Below are 20193 nucleotides of genomic sequence, written 5' to 3'. Positions count from 1 at the left end.
CGCGAGGGCTATCGCTATGAACCCGGGTCGGTTTATCCCGAGCTTGTATGGTCTCGCTCCGAGCGGCTCGGGTGAACCCACTCGGTGCCTGGCTGAATGACGGCTATGACGGTCGGCGCCGCATCGCGCAATAGCGATGGTCGCGCTCGCCTAAGTCTTCATTCGGGCGTCCGGCCCCGAATGGCGCCGGTTGCCCAGGGCCAGTATCCCACACCGCTGCCAGTGATCGCCCCGGGCGCTGTTCAGTCCGTGTTCAGCGCTCGTTCAGGCCGGGTGTCCAGGCGCGTGTCCGGGCGGGAACCACAGCGCGATCTCGCGCTCGGCCGACTCCGGCGAGTCGGACCCGTGCACGAGGTTGTGCTGGGTCTGCAGCGCGAAGTCACCGCGGATCGTGCCCGGGACGGCCGCCTCGACCGGGTCGGTGCCCCCGGCGATCTGCCGGAACGCCGTGACGGCCCGTGGGCCTTCGACGATCGCCACCACGACCGGACCCGACGTGATGAACTCCAGCAGCGAGGGGAAGAACGGCTTGCCCTCGTGCTCGGCGTAGTGCCGGCGCGCCAGATCCGCGGTGACGGTGCGCAGCTGCAGCGCCGCCAACGACAAGCCCTTGGCCTCGATCCGGCGGATGACCTCACCCACCAACCGCCGCTGCACGCCGTCAGGTTTGATCAACACGAGGGTCCGCTCGGTCACGGCGCACACAGTACCTGTGCGCCCGACTACTCCCGCGGCGGTTGCTGGCCCGGCAGCAGGCCGCGCTTCTGCCGGCGCAGCACCTCGTTGCGCAGGTAGACGATCAGCAGCCACACCCCCGCGAAGATCGCGCCGATGAACCCGATCGCCGGATGCACGAACACCCCGGCGATCACCACCAGCTGCATCGCCAGGTTGACCCAGATCGCCCACGGCCGGCGCTGCACCGCCGCCAGCAGCACCAGCACCACGGCCAGGCCGATCAGGTAACTCCCGGTCACCACGGTCAACCCACGGCCGACGACCGCGACGACGGGCAGCGCGAGCAGCACCACGACGGCCTCCAGCACAAGCGTGCCGGCCATCACCCCGCGGAAGCTCTTCCACGGGTCGGGCGGCTCGACGGCTGCGGGCCCGGGGGTCATTGCGGATCCCTGCCGAACAACGTGCGGACGGCGCCCGCGGTGACCACCGAACCGGTGACGACGATTCCGCTTCCGGCCAGGTTCTCGCGGCCGGATTCCTCGACCAGCGCGGTCGCCGTCTCGATCGCATCCGGCAGCGTCGCGGCGGTGACCACCCGCTCGGGACCGAACCTCGCGATCGCCGCGTCCGCCAGCTCGTCGACGCCCATGGCCCGCGGCGAGCCGTTCTGCGTGACGACCACCTGGTCGAAGACCGGCTCGAGCGCGGCGAGGATCCCGGCGACGTCCTTGTCGGCCATCACCGCGACCACCCCGACCAGGCAGCGGAAATCGAACTCGGTCTGCAGCGCCCGCGCCAGCGCCTGCGCCCCCGCGGGATTGTGGGCAGCGTCGGCGAACACGGTCGGCGCGCTGCGCACCCGCTCCAGCCGCCCCGGGCTGCTGACCACCGCGAACCCGGCACGAACCGCGTCGACATCGAGTTGGCGGTCCGCTCCCGCGCCGAAAAACGCCTCGACCGCCGCGAGTGCGAGCGCGGCGTTGTGGGCCTGGTGCTCGCCGTGCAGCGGCAGGAAGATGTCGTCGTACACTCCGCCCAGGCCCTGCAGCCGAAGCACCTGCCCGCCGACGGCGACCTGGCGGCTGCGCACCGCGAACTCCGAATCCTCCCGCGCGACAGCCGCATCCGCGCGCAGGCACTGCGCCACCAGCACCTCCATCGCGGCCGGCGCCTGACGGGCGATCACCGCGACGGTGTCGGTCGCCACCAGCGAGTCGGGTTGCCTGGTGATGATGCCCGCTTTCTCCGCCGCGATGTCGGCGATGTCGTCGCCGAGGTACTCCGCGTGGTCGATGCCGATCGGCGTGATCACCGCGACCGGGGCGTTGACCACGTTGGTGGCGTCCCACCGCCCCCCGAGGCCGACCTCGACGACGGCAACGTCGACGGGTGCGTCGGCGAACGCCGCGAAGGCCATCGCGGTCACCACTTCGAACTTGCTCATCGCCGGGCCGCCCGCGGCCTGCGACTGCAGGTCGACCATCTGCACGAACGGCTCGATCTCCCGGTAGACCTCCACATAGCGGGCCGGGCTGATCGGCTCGCCGTCGATCGCGATGCGCTCGACCGCCGACTGCAGGTGCGGGCTGGTGGTCCGGCCCGTCCGCCGGTGCAGCGCGGTCAACAGCGCGTCGACCATCCGCGCCACCGACGTCTTGCCGTTGGTGCCGGCGATGTGAATCGACGGATAGGCACGCTGCGGGGAGCCGAGCAGCTCGAGCAGCGCGCTGATCCTGGTCAGGCTCGGCTCGATCTTGGTTTCCGGCCAGCGCTGGTCCAGCAGGTGCTCGACCTGCAGCAGCGACGCGATCTCGTCGGGCGTCGGGTCGGGGGTCGGGTCGGGTGCACTCACATCGCGGCCAGCCGGCCGGCGATGCGGTCCACTTCCTCGCGCGCCACCTGCCGGCGGGCCCGGATCTTGTCGATGACCGCGGCGGGAGCCTTGGCCAAAAACGCCTCGTTGTCGAGTTTGGCGGTGGTCCCCTCGAGTTCCTTCCGCGCGGCCACCAGATCCTTCTCGAGCCGTCGCCGCTGCGCCTCGACGTCGACACTGCCGGACGTGTCGAGTTCGACGACGACGGTGCCCCGGCTCAGCCGCACCTCCACCGAGGCGGTGGGATCGAAGTCGGCGCCCGGCGGCTCGAGCCAGGCCAGCGACGTCACCGCCGGCACCGCTGCGGCCAGGTCGGCGGCGTCGACACCCGACAGCCGGGCCGGGACCTTCTGCCGGTCGGCCAGCCCCTGGTCGCTGCGGAACCGCCGCACCTCGGTGACGAGCCTCTGCATGTCGGCAATGCGCCGCGCCGCCAAGGGATCGGAGGTGGCACCGGACGGTGCGGGCCAGGCCGCGATCACCACAGACTCACCGCCCGTCAGCGCCTTCCACAGCACCTCGGTCACGAACGGCATCACCGGATGGAGCAGCCGCAGGAGTGGGTCGAGTACCGCGGCCAGCACCGCGGTGGTGTGCGCAATACCCTGCCCCAGTTGCACTTTGGACAGCTCGACGTACCAGTCGCAGAACTCGTCCCACGCGAAGTGATACAGCGCCTCGCAGGCCCGACTGAACTCGTATGCGTCGAACGCCGAATCCACCTCGGCGCGAACCTCTTCCATCCGCCCCAGGATCCACCGGTCCGCGTCGGTGAGCTCTGCGAAGTCCGGCAGCGGCGCGGGGGCGGCCCCGTTCATGAGCGCGAAGCGGGTCGCGTTGAACAGCTTGGTCGCGAAGTTGCGTGATGCCCTGACGTGGTCCTCGCCGATGGAGAGGTCGCTGCCGGGGCCGGCGCCGCGGGCGAGGGTGAACCGCAGCGCGTCGGCGCCGAACGTCTCGACCCAGTCCAGCGGGTCGACGCCGTTGCCGCGGGACTTGCTCATCTTGCGGCCGAACTCGTCGCGAATCAGCCCGTGCAGGAACACATTCTTGAACGGCACCTGCGACCCACGCCTGCCGTAGACCGTGATCGCGTCGTCGTCGGCGACGAACATCCCGAACATCACCATCCGGGCCACCCAGAAGAACAGGATGTCGTAGCCGGTCACCAGAACGCTGGTGGGATAGAACTTCTCGAGGTCTGCGGAATGGCCGGGCCACCCCATCGTGGAGAACGGCCACAGTGCCGACGAGAACCAGGTGTCGAGCACGTCCGGGTCCTGCTCCCAGCCTTCCGGCGGGGTTTCGTCGGGTCCGACGCACACCATCCGGCCGTCGGGCGCGTGCCAGATCGGGATCCGGTGGCCCCACCACAGCTGGCGGGAGATGCACCAGTCGTGCATGTGGTCCACCCAGGCGAACCAGCGCGGTTCCAGGCTCGCCGGGTGAATCACGATGTCGCCGTTGCGGACCGCGTCCCCCGCGGTTCTCGCGAGCTGGTCGACCTTGACCCACCACTGCAGCGACAGCCGCGGTTCGATCGGCTCGCCGCTGCGCTCGGAGTGCCCGACGCTGTGGATGTAGGGCCTCTTCTCCTCGACGATGCGACCCTGCCCGGCCAGCGCATCGCGGACCTTGACGCGAGCCTCGAAGCGGTCCATCCCGTCGAAAACGGTTCCGGTGTGCGCGATCCGGCCCCTGGTGTCCATGATCGAGGGCATCGGCAAGCCGTGCCGCAGCCCGATCTCGAAGTCGTTGGGGTCATGGGCAGGCGTGACCTTGACCGCGCCGGTGCCGAATTCGGGGTCGACGTGCTCGTCGGCGACGATCACGAGTTCGCGGTCGAGGAACGGGTGCGGCAGCGTCCGCCCGACCAGGTCGCGGTAGCGCTCGTCGCCGGGATGCACCGCGATCGCCGTGTCGCCGAGCATCGTCTCCACGCGGGTGGTGGCCACCACGATGTGCGGCTCGGCGTCGTCGAGCGAGCCGTAGCGGAACGAGACCAGCTCACCTTCGACGTCTTCGTATTTGACCTCGAGATCGGAGATCGCGGTCTGCAGCACCGGCGACCAGTTGACCAGCCGTTCGGCACGGTAGATCAGGCCCGCGTCGTAGAGCCGCTTGAAGATCGTGCGCACCGCACGCGAGAGGCCCTCGTCCATCGTGAAACGGTCGCGGCTCCAGTCCACGCCGTCGCCGAGCCGGCGCATCTGGGCGCCGATCGTGCCGCCGGAGTCGTGCTTCCAGTCCCAGACCTTGTCGATGAAAAGCTCGCGGCCGAAGTCCTCCTTGGTCTTGCCGTCGACCGCCAACTGCTTCTCGACGACCGTTTGGGTGGCGATGCCGGCATGGTCCATCCCCGGCAGCCACAGCACCTCGTAGCCTTGCATCCGCTTGCGGCGGGCCAGCGCGTCCATCAGCGTGTGGTCCAGCGCGTGGCCCATGTGCAGGCTGCCGGTGACGTTGGGCGGGGGCAGCACGATCGAGTAACCGGGTTTGCTGCTGTTGGGGTCCGCGGTGAAATACCCGGCATCGACCCAGCTCTGGTACAGCTCGCTTTCGACGGCCCCGGGGTCCCACGACCCGGGCAGCGCTGGGGGCACCTCCCGCCCGCGGGGGACAGCTGCGGCGCGATTCGAACCGGGGGTCACCAGTCAATTCTAGGAATCCGGGCAGCCGGGCCGCGAAGCCGGTGCTCAGCCGAGCCGGTCGGTGCGCAGCAACACCCCGGCGGCCGGCAGCCGGGCCAGCAGCGCGTCACCCATCGCCGCCGCGGGGGTGAGCACACCGCGCAGGTCCGACAGCCTGTCGCGGTCGGACGCCAGCGCCAGACCGCTCTCGCCGAGCAGCACCGCCGTCGCCGTGTAACCCGGATCGCCGCGCTGTGCCATGGTCGCGACATACCGCGCGCCGGTGGTCGTCGTGGTGTAGGTCCGCACCTCGTAGTAGCCCCGCTCACGCGCCGCTTCGCCGGGCCCAGTGCCCGGCTTCGGCAGCATCCGTTCGACCAACCGGCGGGGCAGCAACCGAAAATACCGGTTGCCGAGGGCAGACAGCCCGGCGGTGGCGCCGGTGGCCATCGCCGCCACCACCGGCGCGGCCAGGGAGGACCCGAAGCTGATCACCTCGCTGTAACGGAACCGGCGACCGTAGGCCCAATCCTGTAAAGCGTTGCTGCGCCGAACGATTCGCGTGTTGAACGGGGCCATCACGAAACCGCCGGTCCAGGTGCCGGCCAGTTCGGGGGCAATCCCGCGGCCGCGTCGCCACGGCAGATCTGGTTGGGCGCCGAGTTCGGGTTCGGCGGAGCGGTCAGGGGTCAGCGTGTAGGGATCGCCGAGCGCGCGACGCACGCCGGGATCGCTGGAGGCGGCGCGCATGATCTCCGCCCCGGAGGCGATCGTGCCGCCCGAGAGGCCACCCGACATGCGAAGCACATACGTGGTGTCGCCCAACTCCCCTGCGCCGTCCTCCCGGACGCGGCGATGAAGCGCGTACACCGTCAAATCGGAAGGGATGGAATCGAATCCGCAGGCGTGCACGATGCGTGCTCCGGTGTCGGCGGCCTGTTTGCCGTACAGGTCGATGCTGTCGCGGACGAACGGCGCCTCCCCGGTCAGGTCGGCGTAGTCGGTCCCCGCGGCGGCGCACGCCGCCACCAGCGGCATCCCGTACCTGGTGTACGGGCCGACCGTCGTCACCACCACCCGGGTCCGGGCCGCCATCGCGGCCAACGACGACGGCTCCGACGCGTCGGCGGTGATCAACTGCCAATCCCGGGCGCCGGCGCCGAGGCTGTCGCGGACCGCGGCCACCCGGTCGGCCGAACGGCCCGCCAGGCCGATGCGGACGGTGCCGCCGGCCCGCGCCAGGTATTGGGCGGTCAGCTTGCCGACGAAACCGGTGGCCCCGTACAGCACGATGTCCAACTCACGCTGCGCTGCGCTCATGGCGCGTCACGCTACCCGACGGCCGGGAACGTCGAACGGCGTTGCGGCGATGCCGCGTTGGTTGCCGTTTTGGCGATGGTTGCCGTTGCGGCGATGCGGCGTTGGTTGCCGTTGCGGCGATGCCGCGTTGGTAGCACAGTCGAGCCCATGGCCAAGCACATCGTGGTGGTCGGCGCGGGCATGGCGGGTCTGGCGACGGCGGTGGCGCTGCAGCGCCGCGGTCTGGACGTCACGGTCTTCGAGGAGCGCGCCGACATGTCGAACGGCGCCGGGATCAGCATCTGGCCCAACGCGCTGGCCGCGCTCGGCGCGATCGGGCTCGGCGACGCGGTCCGGGAGGCCGGCGGCAGGGTGACCGCCGGCGCGCTGCGCTGGCGCGACGGGACGTGGCTGCGCCGGCCGAACCATGACCGGATGGTCCGCGCGCTCGGGGAGCCGCTGGTCGTCGTGCGGCGGGCGACGCTGACCGACGTGCTGAGAAGTGGCCTGGCCCCGGACACGGTGCGCCACGGTGTGACCGTGCGTGGGCTGACCGCCGGCGCCGGCGGCGTGTCGCTTCGGCTGTCCGGCGACTCCGGCTACCACGCGAGCGGTGTGGTCGGCGCCGACGGCACGCGGTCGGTGGTGGCCCGCCACCTCAACGGGCCGTTGCGCCAGCGGTACGCCGGCTACACCGCCTGGCGCGGGGTGGCGGCCTGCGCGATCGATCCCGACCTGGCCGGGGAGACGATGGGCCCCGCGGTGGAGTTCGGGCACGTGCCGATGGGCGGGGACCACACCTACTGGTTCGCGTCCGAACGGGCGCCGGAGGGCGCCACCGCGGCCGAGGGTGAGCTCGCCTATCTTCGCGCCAAATACTCGGCGTGGGCGGAACCCGTGCGCACGGTGCTGTCGACCACCGACCCGGCGGCCCTGCAGCGACACGACAGCTATGACCGGAGCACCGCGCGCACATGGGCCCGAGGTCCCGTCGTCGCGGTCGGCGACGCCGCGCACGCGATGCGGCCGCACCTTGGTCAGGGCGGCTGCCAGGCGCTGGAGGACGCCGCGATCCTCGCCGCGTTCGTCGGCGACGGCGCCGACCTGCCGACGGCGTTCAGCCGGTTCGCCGGGTTCCGGCGCCCGCGGGTCGCGCCGCTGATCCGCGAGTCGGCGCTGATCGGACGGATGGTCAACCTGCGGCCCGCACCGCTGCCCGCAGCGGCCGGCCGCGCCACGGTCCTGATCCCCGAGGCGCTGGCCACCCGGCACCTGGCGGCGGTCGCGTCGCGCACGGCCTTCGCGATGCCCACCGACCGCGACGTGCAACCGGCATGAACGCGATCGCGATGGCCGGTTTGCTGGTGGAGGCCGCCGACCCGGGCGAAGTCGCCGGGTTCTGGGGCAGCGCGCTCGGCGGTGAGGTCCGCCCGCTGCTCGACGGCGCGGTGCAGGTGCGGGGCGACTTCCCCGAGCTGACGTGCTATGCCCAGCCGGAGCCCAAGGCGGTCAAGAACCGCGTCCACCTCGACCTGTACGTCGCCGCGGTGGAACCGCTGCTTGCCCTGGGTGCGCGGCTCCTCGACGAGTACGGGCCCGACCGGGTGACGCTTGCCGACGTCGAAGGCAACGAGTTCTGCGCGTTCCTGACGCCGCAGGCGCCCTCCTCGCCGCCTGCCCGGGTCTTCGCGGTGTGCACCGACAGCGACCGGCCGGAAGAGCTGGCGGCGTGGTGGGCGCCGCTGGTGTCCGCCCGGATCGACGCCGGCACCGACGGCACGCCCCGTTGGTTGTCCGGGCCCGCGGGCTGGCCAGGGCTGATCTGGAAGTTCGTCCGGGTGGCCGACCCGCGCGTGGCGCCGAACCGATGGAGGTGGACGGTCCGGGGCGACACCAGGCGCCTCATCGCGGCGGGCGCGAGAGTCGCCGAGGCCGGTGTGCTGCTCGATCCCGCGGGCAACGAGTTCAGCGTCACCGACTAGGTCCGGCCGGCAAACGGGCCTACCGGGGCGACAGGGCCGCCATCACGGCCCGGCCCGGGTTGGTCAGCGCGCTGCACATCCGCTGGAAGTCGACGACAAGGAAAACACCGGCGGGCAGCGCCTGGCACCCGTTGGCCACCGGCGTGCTCCACACCGGCGACGAACCGCCGGCCGCGCCGCACCGGGGCCACGCGCCAAGGCCCTGGGTTCTCTCGACGTTCTCGGCCACCCGGATCTGGTCCTCACGGCTGGCGGTCGCCGGCGATCCGAGGCCGCCGTTGGCGTCCCAGGTGGCCTGGCTGAACTGCAGGCCCCCGTAGTGCCCATTTCCGGTGCTGGCCGACCAGTCACCGTCGGACTCGCACTGCGCGACCGCGTCCCAGTTCACCGGGTCAGCCTTTGCGGTGCCGGTCCAGAAGGCCATCGCCCCGGCGAACAGCGCGCCCGCGATGGCGAACAACAACAGAATCCTGCGGATGTCCAACACGTCCGTCCCTTCCGCCAAGCCCCCGAGACATCGGCCGCAAGTGACGGGCGGTGTGCCGTATCAGGTGCGGTTGATTAGGTGATCGCGACGTGTCGGAATCGTGTTACAGGCGTTATCTGTGGTATTGGGGTGGCCGCTGGGTCTGCAGAGAAAAAGCGGTGCCGGGCCTCGGGCCCGGCACCGCTGTTGACACCCAGGGGTGTCCGCAAAACAGCAGGTCAGCCGCGGTGACCGCAGACCGGCCACGCGCCGAGACCCTGCGAGTGCAGGACGTTCTCGGCCACCCGGATCTGCTCCGCGCGCGACGCGTTCTCCGGCGAACCCGCACCGCCGTTGGCGCGCCAGGTCCCCAGTGTGAACTGCAGGCCGCCGTGGTAGCCGTTGCCGGTGTTGGTGGACCAGTTGCCGCCCGACTCGCACGAGGCGATCGCGTCCCAGTCCGGGTCCGCGTGTGCGGTCGCGGTCGACAGGGCCAGCGGGGCAGCAAGCAGCCCGCCGGTGATCGCAGCCGTGGTGAACGTCTTGCGGAGGTGAATCACATCGTTCCTTTCGCCGGGCGCGCGCCACCACCCGCCCGCGTGGCGTCGCCCCGGGGAGGAAGTTGTGCTGGGCCGTGCCGTCTCGGTGAGACACGACAGGGGAGGCACGAGTCGCCTCACCGGGTGTCACACCCGGCGGCCGCTGGGGGTGTTCTGATCCCGACGGCCCCACTCACACGCAGGTTCATGTTTTTGAATTGTTTTGCTCCGTTTCGAAGACGAGGGGAACGTACAAACCTGTTCGCGGTAAGTCACATCGAGTGAACCGCATATCTCGGAAATATCACGAGCTGGTCACCGCGGAAGCTGAGAGGAGTCTGTGCAGGTCATGGCTGAATTTCATGCTGTGCACAGGAAACACGCTTCGCCCGAAATACGTGAGCCAAATCACGGGTATTTTGTGACCTGGACCACGGAAAACGGCGAGCGAAAACGGATCAGCGGGAACCGAACAGGTGAGATGCTGCCGTGCGACGCGCGCGGGGTGGCCGGGCTTCGCCACGGCACGCGACATTTCGCTTTTTGTCGAATGTGCTGTGTGACAACGACTCCGGCACCCAGCGGCGATCCGGCCGGGTGACCGGGGTGCGCGTCGCGGCCGCGGTGGACGTCGGAAACACATTGAGCACCAGTGTGTTCCGGTATGCTCGTTGCGTCCTTGGCCGGGTGCGGCGGTTCGCCGAAACAGGAGCCGGGCCCTGGTGATGCGGGGTGCTACCCGAATTCTGATTCCGGTGTCCGATGAACGAAAAGCCGAATGTGTCCGAAATACGCGGCGCACCGCTCGCAGCGGAGGGCCCGCGAGCCGAAATCGCCGCTGCGGGAGGACATTCGATATGGGTGCGGCGCGCTAGTGCGGCGCTAGCGTGGAGAAAAGGCCTCTTTTATCAATTTCGACAATGTCTCGAGTTGACCCGGCCAGATCACGGTGAATTCGTGTGCGCGATACGGGACCGCTTACTCCCGCTATTTGCTGGGACGAAATTTTCGTGGGTCAGCGGGCCGCCGGCAGGTCGGCGGCCGAGTTGACGTTGGTCAGCGGGCCGCCGGCAGGTCGGCGGCCGAGTTGGTGTTGGTGAGCGGCCGTGCGTCGGCCACCACGATGCGTTGGGCGTCGACCCTGTCGACCAGCGCGGCCATGCTGCGCTCACCTGCGGCCACCAGGGCGTCGATCCGCTCGACGAGGGAGGTCCGATACAGCGCGGCCAGGTAGTGGTCACGGCCGTCCCATGGCAAGACCACATCGGCGGGCAGGTTCCTCGAGTAATCCAGGAGCACGTCGATCAGGACGGGATTCAGAAACGGCATGTCGACCGCGCAGACGAAGGCCCGCGGCGCACCGGCCTCGGCCGCCGCGCGCAGCCCGCGGCCGGTCGCCACCAGCGGCCCCACCCCACGGACCTCGTCGCGCAGGACATCGGCGTCCACCTCGGGCAAGGGTTGTCCCGGCGCGGCAATCACGAACACCGGCGCGCAGCGCTGACGCACCACCGCGACGACGTACTCGATCAATGTCCCGCGAAGGTAGGGCAGGGTGGCTTTGTCCCGGCCCATGCGGCGCGATGCGCCGCCCGCCAGCACCACGGCGGCCAGCGGCGGTGCCGTCACGTCAGTTGACCGTCCAGGTATCGCGTCCACGCAGCAGTGACTGCAGCGCCGCGGAGTCGTGCGGAACCGACTCGACCGCGCTGCGGACCTGTGCCCGGGCGGCATCGTCGTAGGTCGGCCGGCTGACCTGACGGAACACGCCCATCACGGTGTGGTCGAGGTTCTGGTCGGACAGCCGTGACAGCGCGAAGGAGTAGGCAGGCTCGTCGATGGTGGCGTCGTGCAGGACGATGTCGCTCACCGCGACGTCGGCGGTCTTGGCGACCTCGAGCCCGAATCCCGAGCGCACGACACAGTACTCGCCGTTGTTGCCGAAGGTGATCGGCTCGCCGTGGTGGACGGTGATCACCCGCTCCTGGGCACCGTCCTTGCGCAGCACGTCGAATGAGCCGTCGTTGAAGATCGGGCAGTCCTGCAGGATCTCGACGAACGCCGCGCCGCGATGCCGGGCGGCGGCGCGCAGCACCTCGGACAGTCCGTTGCGGTCGGAATCCAGCGCCCGGCCGACGAACGTGGCTTCGGCGCCGAGCGCCAGCGAGACCGGGTTGAACGGATGGTCCAGCGAGCCCATCGGTGTGGACTTGGTGACCTTGCCGACCTCCGATGTCGGCGAGTACTGGCCCTTGGTGAGCCCGTAGATCCGGTTGTTGAACAGCAGGATGGTCAGGTTGACGTTGCGGCGCAGCGCGTGGATCAGATGGTTGCCGCCGATCGACAGCGCATCACCGTCGCCGGTGACGACCCATACCGACAGGTCTTCGCGTGCGAGCGCCAGCCCCGTGGCGAGGGTGGGCGCGCGGCCGTGGATCGAGTGCAGGCCGTAGGTCTCCAGGTAGTACGGGAACCGGCTGGAGCATCCGATGCCGCTGACGAACACCATGTTCTCCCGGCGAAGACCCAGCTCCGGCAGGAAGTTGCGGATGGTGTTGAGGATGACGTAGTCGCCACAGCCCGGGCACCAGCGGACCTCCTGGTCGCTGGTGAAGTCCTTGGCCTTCTGCGGCTGGTCGGTGGCGGGCACGCCGCTGGTCGCGGTGAGGCCCGGGTCGGTCCCAGTCAGGCTGCCGATCACGTCAGTCATGCACGAGCTCCTACAGGCGCCTTGATGCCGGCCACCGCCAGCCGGGCGAACTTGATTTTGTCAGTTTCCTTCTCCGCCAGTGTCCCGTCGAGGGCGGCGTCGACAATGCCCTCCACCTCGTCGGCGAGGAAGGCCATGCCCTGCACCTTGGTCACCGACTGCACGTCGAGGAGGTATTTGCCGCGCAGCAGCAACGCGAGCTGTCCCATGTTCATCTCCGGCGCCACCACCGTGCGGTACCGGCGCAGCACGTCGCCGAGATTGGCCGGGAACGGGTTGAGGTGACGCAGGTGCGCGTGGGCGACCTTGATCCCCCGCCGGCGCGCGCGCCGGCATGCCTCGCCGATCGGCCCGTAGCTGCTGCCCCAACCGATCAGCAGCAACTCGGCGTCGCCACCGGGATCGTCGACCTGCAGGTCGGGAACCGGGATGCCGTCGATCTTGGCCTTGCGGAGCCGCACCATGAGGTCGTGGTTGGCCGGCTCGTAGGAGATGTTGCCCGAACCGTTCGCCGCCTCCAGGCCGCCGATGCGGTGCTCGAGGCCCGGGGTGCCCGGAATCGCGAACTGGCGGGCCAGGGTCTCGGGGTCACGGGCGTAGGGCTGGAAGTCCTCGCCTTCCCCGGCGAAGTTGTGGTCGATCGGTTCGAACGCGGTGATGTCGGGGATGCGCCACGGTTCCGAGCCGTTGGCGATCGCACCGTCGGACAACAGGATCACCGGAGTGCGGTAGGTCAACGCGATGCGCACCGCCTCGATCGCGACCTCGAAGCAATCCGACGGCGACCGCGCCGCGAGCACGGCCACCGGCGATTCACCGTTGCGCCCGTAGAGCGCCTGCAACAGGTCGGCCTGCTCGGTCTTGGTCGGCAGGCCGGTCGAGGGTCCGCCGCGCTGCACGTCGATGACCAAGAGCGGCAGCTCCGTCATGACGCCCAGGCCGATGGCCTCGGACTTCAGCGAGATGCCCGGGCCGGACGTACTGGTCACCCCCAGCGCGCCGCCGTAGGAGGCGCCCAGCGCGGCGCCGATGCCCGCGATCTCGTCCTCGGCCTGGAAGGTGATGACGTTGAAGTTCTTGTGCTTGGACAGCTCGTGGAGGATGTCCGACGCGGGGGTGATCGGATAGCTGCCGAGCACCACCCGCGTGCCGGCCAGTTGGCCCGCGACGATGATCCCGTAGGCCAGCGCCGTGTTTCCGGAGATCTGGCGGTACTCACCGGGCGGCAACTTGGCCGGGGCGACCTCGTAGGTGGTACCGAACGCCTCGGTGGTCTCGCCGTAGTTCCAGCCGGCCCGCAACGCGAGCACGTTGGCCTCGGCCACGTCGGGCTTCCGGGCGAACTTCTCCCGGATGAAGGTCTCCTGGGGCTCGATCTCACGGCCGTACATCCACGACAGCAGCCCGAGGGCGAACATGTTCTTCGCGCGCTGCCCGTCCTTCTTGGACGCGCCGATGCTCTCCACCGCGCCGAGCGTGAGAGTGGTCATCGGGATGGCCTGCACGACGTAGTCGCTGAGCTCGTCGTCCTCGAGCGGGTTGCCGTCGTAGCCCACCTTGGCGAGGTTGCGCCTGCTGAACTCGTCGGAGTTGGCGATCACCAGGCCGCCGCGGGGCAGGTCGGGAATGTTGGCCTTCAGCGCGGCCGGGTTCATCGCGACGAGCACGTCGGGCCGGTCGCCCGCGGTCAGGATGTCGTAGTCGGCGATCTGGATCTGGAACGACGAGACGCCGGGCAGCGTGCCCTGCGGGGCGCGGATCTCGGCCGGGTAGTTCGGTTGGGTGGCAAGGTCGTTGCCGAACAGCGCGGCTTCGGAGGTGAAGCGGTCCCCCGTGAGCTGCATGCCGTCGCCGGAGTCGCCGGCGAACCGAATGACAACCTTTTCCAGTCTGTGCCTGGCGCCGTTGCCGTTCGGGCCCACGACAAACCACCTTTCGGCTGTGCTACGCCGCGCCGCCGCCGGCTTGACGCGCCGCCGGAGTCGATGTCCGCAAATTTGATGTCACTGCTAGTACCGATTATGGCACTTTCTTAGTGATGCCTTCACGCAACAGGCCACGCGACACGCCTTCAATTCCGGAGGAAGGTCGAGGTCAGCGCTGGGAGGCTGGATCGCTGTGAGCGAAAGTGTGGTCTTCGTCACGTTTTCGCAGGGCTGAATTCTAAGGAAGTGGCCGCGTGTCGCTAGCACCTCGCCGCGGCCGGGCGAGCGCGATTCAGCCGGGCACGTTGAAGGGGGTGACGATCTGCACCGGCGCCGGGCGGACCGGCGCGGACGGCAGCACACCGCGGGCGTGCAGGATCGTCCTCATCGCCAGCCGCGCGTCGGCGCGCAGGTCGTTGTGCAACACCGCCGAGATCCGCCGGTCGCGCAGCAGGCGGCGGTTGTCGGCGTCGAGATCGTGGGCGATGAACACCCGGCAGGGCCGGCCGAGCCGCTCGAACGCGGCCAGCGTCGCGGTGTTCCCTCCGCCGACCGAATACACCGCCCCGACCGATGGATGACGCTCGAGCGCGCGCAGCACCAGCCCCTCATTCGTCGCGTCGATGCCGTCGCTGTCGGTGACGTCGACGATCTGCCGGCCCGACCCGCGCATGCCTGTGCGGAAACCGACCTCGCGTTCACCCTCGCCGCGAAAAACATTGCGGCTCAACGTGATAAGGATGTCGGTCGGCGCGTCGCCGAGCCACTGCCGGGCGAGGTAGGCGGCGGTCACACCGGCACCGTGATTGTCGATCCCGACGTAGCCGCAGCGGCCACTCGCCGGCACGTCGGTGGTATAAGTCACGACGGGCACGCCCGAGGCGACCAGACGATTGATCGCCTCGGCCACCTGCGGTTCGTCCTGTGCCTTCAGCACGACGCCGTGACTGCCCCGGATCGCCTCCAGCCGGTCCACCATCTGCCGGGTCGAGCCCGACTCCCACAAGTGGAAGCGGGCACGCAGCATCGCGGGCGCGAAGCCCGGCAGTTCGGCCTCGATCGCGTCGCGGAAGGCCGCCGAGAACCGTTGCGGGGTCTGCATCACCACGTCGATCAGGTAGCGGCGCCCGTCGAGCCGCAGCTGGGCGCGCTGTTTGTCGAGGTCGTGGATCGCCTGGACCACCTCGGCGCGGGTGTTCTCGCGCACGCCGGGGCGGTTGTGGAGCACCCGGTCGACGGTCGCCTCGCTCAGCCCCGACTGCTGAGCGATTTCGCGGACCTTGTACCGGTGTGCCATCGGATTCCATTCTGATGGGCTTTTGATGGCGTTTTGCCGTTGATCGAGACCACTGTCACGGCAACACTGTCGATCGTGTCCCCCCGACCCGGCACGAGGCCGCCCGCAGACGACCGGCGTGATCCATGACCACGCTGGGCGTGATCGGCCTGGGCCGCATCGGGGCGTTTCACGCGGACACCCTCAGCGGCATCGACAGCGTCGACGGCCTCGTGGTCACCGACGAACGACCCGAGCTGGTCGCGGCGGTCGCCACCAAACACGGTGCGAAGCCGGTCGAGTCCGTCGACGAGCTGCTGCGCTGCGGGGTCGATGGTGTTGTCATCGCCGCAGGCACTGCCGCGCATGCGGCGCTGACAGTGGCCGCCGTCGAGCGCGGCCTGCCGACGTTCTGCGAAAAGCCGATCGCGGCCACGGCGGCGGAGAGCGCGCACGTCGCCGAGATCATCGCCAAGTCCGGTGTGCCCGTGCAGGTGGGGTACCAGCGCCGGTTCGACGCGGCGTTCGCCGGGGCCAAGGCCGCGGTCGACAGCGGCTCGCTGGGCTGGCTGCACACCGTGCGCAGCACCACGCTGGACCCGGCGCCGCCCCCATTCGAGTACCTGGCCGGGTCGGGCGGCATCTTCCGTGACTGCTCGGCGCACGACTTCGATGTGCTGCGCTGGATCACCGGCCAGCGCGCGGTCGAGGTGTGTGCGACCGGCACCGTGCAGGGCGACCCGCGCTTCGCCGAGATCGGCGACGTCGACACCGCGGCGGCCATCATCACGTTCGACGGCGGCACGCTGGGCGTGGCCTCAGCGGCCCGCTACAACGGCCGCGGCTACGACTGCCGGCTGGAAGTGCACGGGAGCGACGACTCGGTGGCCGCCGGCTGGGATCACGGCGCACCGCTGCGGAATACGGACCCGCGCAACGACTTTCCCGCTGGACCGCCGCACCGGTTCTTCATGGACCGGTTCGCCGACGCGTTCCGCGCCGAGCTTGCCGCGTTCGTCGACGTCACCGCGGGCCGGGCAACCCCGGCGTGCACCGTCGCCGACGCCGCGGAGGTGGCATGGATCGCCGAGGCGGCCACCGCGTCACTGCTGCGCCGCTTGCCGGTCTCGATCGAAGAGGTGAAGTCCGCGTGAGCGCGGCGAAGATCGCCGGCGCGCCCATCTCGTGGGGGGTGAGTGAGGTGCCCGGCTGGGGCCACCAGCTCTCCCCCGACCGCGTGCTGCGCGAAATGGGCGACGCCGGACTCGAGGCCACCGAGCTCGGCCCCGAGGGTTTTCTGCCGGCTGACGCCACCGAGCTGACGACGCTGCTGGGCTCGTTCGACCTGACCTGTGTCGGCGGCTTCGCGCCGGTTGTGCTGCACGAGGCAACCCACGATCCCGTGGCCGACGTCAGTCGCGCGGTTGATTCGCTGAATGCCTGCGGGGCTGAGGTTTTGGTTATTGCGGCCGCCACAGGTGCGGACGGCTACGACGCCCGGCCGGCGCTGGAGACCACCCAATGGGCCATCCTTTTCGCCAACCTCGACCGGGTCGCCGACGTCGCCGCGCGGCGCGGGCTGCGCGCGGTGCTCCATCCGCACGTGGGCACCATGGTGGAAACACGCGCCGACGTGGAGCGCGTACTGGGTGGCTCGTCGATACCGCTGTGCCTGGACACCGGTCATCTGCTGATCGGCGGTACGGACCCCGTCGAGCTGGCCCGCGCGGCGCCGCACCGGGTCGCGCACGCCCACCTGAAGGACGTCGACGTGGCACTGGCCGCCCGGGTGCGGTCCGGTGAGCTCAGCTACACCCAGGCCGTCGCGCAGGGTATCTACACCCCGCTGGGGCAGGGCGACGCCGGCATCGCTGAGATCGTTTCGACGTTGCGATACAACGACTTCGACGGCTGGTTCGTCCTGGAGCAAGACACCATCCTCGACGCGGGGCAAGCCGGCGAGGGGCCATTGCGGGACGTCAACGCGAGCGTCGCGTACCTGCGGTCGCTGCTCGACCGCGTGCCGGCATGACGTCGGGTGCCAAACTCAGCCGTTAGAGGCCAGCCAGCGGCCGTTGTGGCGGATCTGACCAACGCCGGCCCGCCGCGGATCGACGCCCGACGCCATCGGGAACACGAAGTACGTCGACGCCGCCCATCGTGCCGCCGGGATGGCACCGCGCCGACGGGGGCGCAGCAGCGGGACAGGTAGGCGGAAACCCGACCTGACGAGGGCGTCAAACCTATGCTCGTGACATGGACTGGAATTTGCCGGTGCTGCGGGCCAGTCTGCCTGGCCTAGCGCCACTGGCAACGGCCCTGCCGGCTGCTCCGGCGGGGCCGCCCAGCATGTTCTCCTCGATGCGGGCGGCGTTGCGGCGCGTTCGCGCGCGCACCGCGACGCTGACGGACCTCGGCGGCCATGACCTCGACGGCACGGGCTACGACGTGCCACTGGCCACCCCCACCGCGCGTCCCCCGGCGGCGTCGACTCTCATCGGCACCGTCGGAGTCGGCAGCTTCCCGACCGCGGTCGCGGTCAGCCCCGACGACCGGCGGGTGTACGTGGTCAACAGCAACGCCAACTCGGTGTCCGTGCTCGACGCCCGCACCCGCGGCCCGCTGACCGCGATAACCGTCGGCCCGCGCCCATACGGGATCGCGCTCAGCCCCGACGGACGCCGTGCCTACGCAGTGAACGCCGCCGACAACTCAGTCTCGGTCATCGACACGGATGCCTGCGCGGTCACCGCCACGATCGGCGTCGGTGAAAACCCGTACGCCGCGGCGGTCAGCCCCGACGGCGATCGGATGTATGTGACCAACCAGGGCGGCGACTCCGTGTCGGTGATCAGCACGGCGACCGGCACTGTCACCGCGACGATCGGCGTCGGCGCGGGCCCGACCGGGGTCGCCGTCACGCCCGACGGGCGCCGGGTCTGCGTCGTCAACAACGGGGCGCATTCGTTGTGGCTGATCGACACCGCCACGGGCTCGGTCACCACCGACATCACCGTCGGTAAGCATCCCGCACACGTGGCCATCGCCCCGGACGGCGCTCTGGCGTTCGTCACCAACGCCGCGGGCGGCTCGGTGTCGATCATCGATCTGTCAAGCGGCGCAATCGACGAGCACATTCTGGTCGGCGCCCATCCGATCGACGTGGCCGTCAGCCCCGACGGCCGCTGGGCGTACGTCGGCGCGCTCGACGCGTCGCGAGTGGCCGGGGCTGTGACGATCCTCGGTGTCGGCACGGGCACCGTCACCACGCTTCCCGCAGGCGCCCCGTACGGCGTCGCGGTGTCTCCCGCAGGAGATCGGGTGTACGTGACGGACTTCATCGCCGACGCCGTGTCGGTGATCTCGGTGGGCTCGGTGGGCGAACGCTGCGGCGACGAACCCCTGACCGCGGTCGGCAACGGGTGCTACGCGTTCTCACCCATCGAGGGCCCGGAGCATTCTCGCGGGCAACGAAACATCCGCCGCATCGCCGTCGATCGGTCGGCCTGCGCCGTAACCGCCGACCCCGACTCCGGCCTTGCCTTCGTCGTCCGCAGCGACGACGACTGCGTCGACGTCGTCGAGGAATCGGGCCAGACGGTGACCGTGGACGTGGGAAGTCACCCCTCGGCGTTGGTGACCGACCGCGACGGGACCCGGGCGTACGTCACCAACTATCAGGACGGTTCCGTCTCGGTGATCGACACCGCGCCGGCCAGCCCTTCGCGGCACACCGTCATCGCGACACTCGACGTGGGCCGGTCCTGGTCGACGGGCGTGATCCTGAGTCGCGACGGCGGACGCGCCTATGCCGTCAACGGCACCGACGGCTACCTGTCGGTGATCGACACCGCGCCGACGAGCGGCACCCGCGACACCCTCATCGGCCAGATCGACCTTCGCGAGCAACCGGCCGCGCTGGGATTGAGCCCCAACGGCAGGTGGATCTACACCATCAACCATTTCGACGACATCGTGTGGGCGGTCCATATCGTCACCAATACGGTCGCGGCCATACCAGTCCCCGGTTTTCCGTATCGACTCTCGGTCAGCCCCAACGGATTGCGTGTCTACGCAAGTCTGACCGACAGTGGGTCGATGAGCGTCATCGACACGGACCCGGCCAGCGCGACGTACCACCGCGTGATCGGCAGACTGCGGCTGGGCGGGCATGTGCCCGACCCGGTGTTCACGACGGCCGGGGCACGTGCCTACGTGCCGAAGTCGGGCGCAGACTCGGTTTTGGTCATCGACACGGCGACGAGCGCCGTCAAGAGCATCGCGGTGGGCCACTACCCCTGGGACGTCGCGGTCAGCCAGGACGGCCGTCGCGCGTACATCGCCAATTGCCTCGACAACTCGGTGTCTATCGTCGACTCGGCGTCAGACACCGTCACCGGCACCGTCACGGTCGGCACATATCCGTGCCGGATCGCGGTCAGCGCGGACGGCAGTCGCGCGCTCGTCGCCAACAACCGGGACGACTCGGTATCGGTGATCGACACCGCGGCCGCGTTGGTCAGCACCACGATTCCGTTGGGCCGCAACCCCTTTGACGTGACGCTCAGCCGGGACGGCGCACGCGCCTGCATCCACCACCGCGACGGGCTCTCGGTTCTTTCGCTCTAAGCCCGGCGGCGCAGTTCCGGCGATGACCACTCAGCGGTCGACGAGCATGGTGTCGAAGTAGTAGCGCGACGCCCGGTAGCAGTGCGTCCCGTACTCCACCGCGCTGCCCGAATCGTCGAACGCGGTGCGATTCATCGTCAGCAGCGGCGCGCCCGGCTTCTCGTCGAGCAGGCGCGCCTCCGC

16 protein-coding genes and 1 pseudogene are annotated in these 20193 nt (G+C 69.8%); 5 read left to right on the top strand and 12 right to left on the bottom strand.

Features of this window, described 5'->3' with window-relative positions; genetic code table 11:
- Window positions 1-264: 264 nt before the first annotated feature.
- From ndk to VKG81_RS18970, 5 genes are read right to left on the bottom strand one after another with little or no spacing between them, the layout of a single operon-like run.
- Window positions 265-696: a nucleoside-diphosphate kinase gene (ndk, locus tag VKG81_RS18990; protein ID WP_324398196.1), complete on the bottom strand. Its 432-nt coding sequence runs from the start codon at window positions 694-696 to the stop codon at window positions 265-267.
- Window positions 697-722: 26 nt separating this feature from the next.
- Window positions 723-1121, bottom strand: coding sequence for a DUF4233 domain-containing protein (locus VKG81_RS18985; RefSeq protein ID WP_324398194.1), 399 nt, complete (start codon window positions 1119-1121; stop codon window positions 723-725).
- On the bottom strand, window positions 1118-2533 hold the full coding sequence (folC, locus tag VKG81_RS18980) for a bifunctional tetrahydrofolate synthase/dihydrofolate synthase (RefSeq protein WP_324398192.1): 1416 nt from the start codon (window positions 2531-2533) through the stop codon (window positions 1118-1120). The genes VKG81_RS18985 and folC overlap by 4 nt, the downstream gene beginning before the upstream one ends.
- Complete coding sequence (locus VKG81_RS18975) at window positions 2530-5205, bottom strand: valine--tRNA ligase (protein ID WP_324398190.1); 2676 nt, start codon at window positions 5203-5205, stop codon at window positions 2530-2532. Before VKG81_RS18975 ends, folC begins: the two co-directional genes overlap by 4 nt.
- A 45-nt stretch (window positions 5206-5250) precedes the next feature.
- Window positions 5251-6504: a saccharopine dehydrogenase family protein gene (locus tag VKG81_RS18970; protein WP_324398188.1), complete on the bottom strand. Its 1254-nt coding sequence runs from the start codon at window positions 6502-6504 to the stop codon at window positions 5251-5253.
- Window positions 6505-6651: 147 nt separating this feature from the next.
- Here VKG81_RS18970 and VKG81_RS18965 point away from each other — a divergent pair, with 147 nt between their 5' ends.
- Together VKG81_RS18965 and VKG81_RS18960 are read left to right on the top strand one after the other, a co-directional pair.
- Window positions 6652-7821: an FAD-dependent oxidoreductase gene (locus tag VKG81_RS18965; RefSeq protein ID WP_324398187.1), complete on the top strand. Its 1170-nt coding sequence runs from the start codon at window positions 6652-6654 to the stop codon at window positions 7819-7821.
- Window positions 7818-8465, top strand: a complete 648-nt coding sequence (locus tag VKG81_RS18960) for a VOC family protein (RefSeq protein WP_324398185.1) — start codon at window positions 7818-7820, stop codon at window positions 8463-8465. Before VKG81_RS18965 ends, VKG81_RS18960 begins: the two co-directional genes overlap by 4 nt.
- Window positions 8466-8484: 19 nt before the next feature.
- On the opposite strand, the gene VKG81_RS18955 is transcribed toward VKG81_RS18960, so the two are convergent.
- The 6 genes and pseudogenes from VKG81_RS18955 to VKG81_RS18930 all read right to left on the bottom strand — a co-directional run bounded on the left by VKG81_RS18955 (window position 8485) and on the right by VKG81_RS18930 (window position 15402).
- On the bottom strand, window positions 8485-8949 hold the full coding sequence (locus VKG81_RS18955; protein WP_324398200.1) for a transglycosylase family protein: 465 nt from the start codon (window positions 8947-8949) through the stop codon (window positions 8485-8487).
- 221 nt (window positions 8950-9170) lie between these two features.
- Window positions 9171-9392: pseudogene (locus tag VKG81_RS18950) on the bottom strand (transglycosylase family protein); the annotation flags it as partial.
- A 1134-nt stretch (window positions 9393-10526) separates the two neighbouring features.
- Window positions 10527-11099 (bottom strand): molybdenum cofactor guanylyltransferase, encoded by a 573-nt coding sequence (mobA, locus tag VKG81_RS18945; protein ID WP_324398184.1) that lies wholly within the window; start codon window positions 11097-11099, stop codon window positions 10527-10529.
- A 1-nt stretch (window position 11100) separates the two neighbouring features.
- Entirely contained in the window at window positions 11101-12180 is a 1080-nt protein-coding gene (locus tag VKG81_RS18940) for a 2-oxoacid:ferredoxin oxidoreductase subunit beta (protein ID WP_324398182.1), read from the bottom strand.
- On the bottom strand, window positions 12177-14102 hold the full coding sequence (locus VKG81_RS18935; protein ID WP_324398179.1) for a 2-oxoacid:acceptor oxidoreductase subunit alpha: 1926 nt from the start codon (window positions 14100-14102) through the stop codon (window positions 12177-12179). Before VKG81_RS18935 ends, VKG81_RS18940 begins: the two co-directional genes overlap by 4 nt.
- 295 nt (window positions 14103-14397) lie before the next feature.
- On the bottom strand, window positions 14398-15402 hold the full coding sequence (locus VKG81_RS18930) for a LacI family DNA-binding transcriptional regulator (protein WP_324398178.1): 1005 nt from the start codon (window positions 15400-15402) through the stop codon (window positions 14398-14400).
- 125 nt (window positions 15403-15527) lie between these two features.
- Here VKG81_RS18930 and VKG81_RS18925 point away from each other — a divergent pair, with 125 nt between their 5' ends.
- From VKG81_RS18925 to VKG81_RS18915, 3 genes are all read left to right on the top strand, one after another.
- Window positions 15528-16535: a Gfo/Idh/MocA family protein gene (locus VKG81_RS18925; protein WP_324398176.1), complete on the top strand. Its 1008-nt coding sequence runs from the start codon at window positions 15528-15530 to the stop codon at window positions 16533-16535.
- Window positions 16532-17413: a sugar phosphate isomerase/epimerase gene (locus VKG81_RS18920; protein ID WP_324398175.1), complete on the top strand. Its 882-nt coding sequence runs from the start codon at window positions 16532-16534 to the stop codon at window positions 17411-17413. The genes VKG81_RS18925 and VKG81_RS18920 overlap by 4 nt, the downstream gene beginning before the upstream one ends.
- A 224-nt stretch (window positions 17414-17637) precedes the next feature.
- Window positions 17638-20010 carry a beta-propeller fold lactonase family protein gene (locus VKG81_RS18915; RefSeq protein ID WP_324398172.1) on the top strand — a complete coding sequence of 791 codons (2373 nt, stop codon included), beginning with the start codon at window positions 17638-17640 and terminating at the stop codon, window positions 20008-20010.
- Between the two features lie 30 nt (window positions 20011-20040).
- On the opposite strand, the gene VKG81_RS18910 is transcribed toward VKG81_RS18915, so the two are convergent.
- The coding region (locus tag VKG81_RS18910; protein ID WP_324398198.1) for a UTRA domain-containing protein at window positions 20041-20193 on the bottom strand (153 nt) is incomplete at its 5' end.

The organism is Mycobacterium sp., assembly GCF_035314905.1.
Lineage (GTDB): Bacteria > Actinomycetota > Actinomycetes > Mycobacteriales > Mycobacteriaceae > Mycobacterium.
The sequence above is the reverse complement of the archived record's forward strand: the minus strand, read 5'-3'. Positions and strand labels throughout refer to the sequence as shown.